This is a genomic window from Pantoea sp. C8B4, assembly GCF_051336905.1.
GTDB classification, from domain to species: Bacteria; Pseudomonadota; Gammaproteobacteria; order Enterobacterales; family Enterobacteriaceae; genus Pantoea; species Pantoea rwandensis_B.
The window spans coordinates 1-1,225 of record NZ_JBGMNK010000036.1 but is presented as its reverse complement, the minus strand read 5'-3'; the positions used below and the strand labels follow the sequence as shown (position 1 = coordinate 1,225).

Genomic DNA, 1,225 nt, shown 5'->3' with positions numbered 1-1,225 from the left:
CTGTGAGTTCAACTGATGGACGCAACACACTTATTGAACCGTTCTGCGGGTGATTCATAGTCTAGCGTTTTTCTCGGTCTTTCGTTGAGCTGTCTGGCAACGCTGTTTAGTCTGTGCTGACTGTGAACCGATAAGTCAGTTCCTTTTGGAAAATATTGTCTTAGCAACCTGTTCGTATTTTCATTTGAGCCACGTTGCCAGGGAGATTGAGGATCACAGAAGTAAATCTGGATGTCTGTTGCTACAGTAAACCGGGTGTGGCTGGTCATTTCAGCTCCCCGATCCCAGGTTAATGTTTTATATAGCTCAACAGGTAATTCCCGGGCTTGTCTGATGAGTGCAGATATAACCGTTATGGTCTTGTTGTCCCTGATTTTGGCTAACATAACAAAGCGGGAATGGCGTTCTACGAGGGTGACGATATAGGAGTTTTTCGAGCCCTGGATCAGATCACCTTCCCAGTGACCAGGGATGGCTCTGTCTGAGGCTTCCGGTGGCCTTTCGCTGATAGGTATCGCATTCGGGATTTTCCCTAATCCTTTCCCTTTAAGTGATGACGTTCGGGATCTACGAACCGCTCTTCCGCTTCTGAGGCATTGCTGCAGCTCTTTTTTTAATGCCCCCCGGGTTTGTATAAAAAGCGTTTTATAAATCGTTTCGTGTGACACATGCATTTCCTGATTATCCGGATAACAGCGTTTCAGCCAACCGGCGATCTGTTCCGGCGACCAGTCCTGATGCATCTTCTCTGCAATGATTTTACACAATGTGGGGCTTTCAATTAGCTTGCAAGGTTTTGGTCTCAGAGCATTTTCCCAAGCAGCATTGTCGGCTTTTGCTGCACGGTATTGCTTGGCACCTCCGTGCCTCCTGACCTCGCGGCTAATCGTTGAGGGTGCTCTTGATAAGTTGGCAGCGATGTCCCTGATACTGAGTTTTGCTACCAATCCTCTGGATATTTCTTCTCTTTCATCAAGCGTAAGCGCTAATCGATGCCGCTTTCGAACAGGAGGACGGTAGCCACCTGTCTGGTGGATTGTGGGCATGATAGAAGAATGAAATCTGTCGAACATTCTGGCGATATCATGCAGGGAATCACCTTGTTTATATCTATCCCAGATAATTGCCTTCTGCTCTGGCGTGTAGTTAATACGAGTTCTTCGTTTCATGGCAACGTCCCCCCTTGATTAAGGATAGCGTTGCATCGAGCCATTGAACTCACAGC

1 protein-coding gene is annotated in these 1,225 nt (G+C 47.3%); it reads right to left on the bottom strand.

The features are described from left to right. Positions 1-8: 8 nt before the first annotated feature. Positions 9-1,169 carry an IS30 family transposase gene (locus tag ACCW76_RS20880; protein ID WP_200538987.1) on the bottom strand — a complete coding sequence of 387 codons (1,161 nt, stop codon included), beginning with the start codon at positions 1,167-1,169 and terminating at the stop codon, positions 9-11. Between the last annotated feature and the right edge of the window lie 56 nt (positions 1,170-1,225).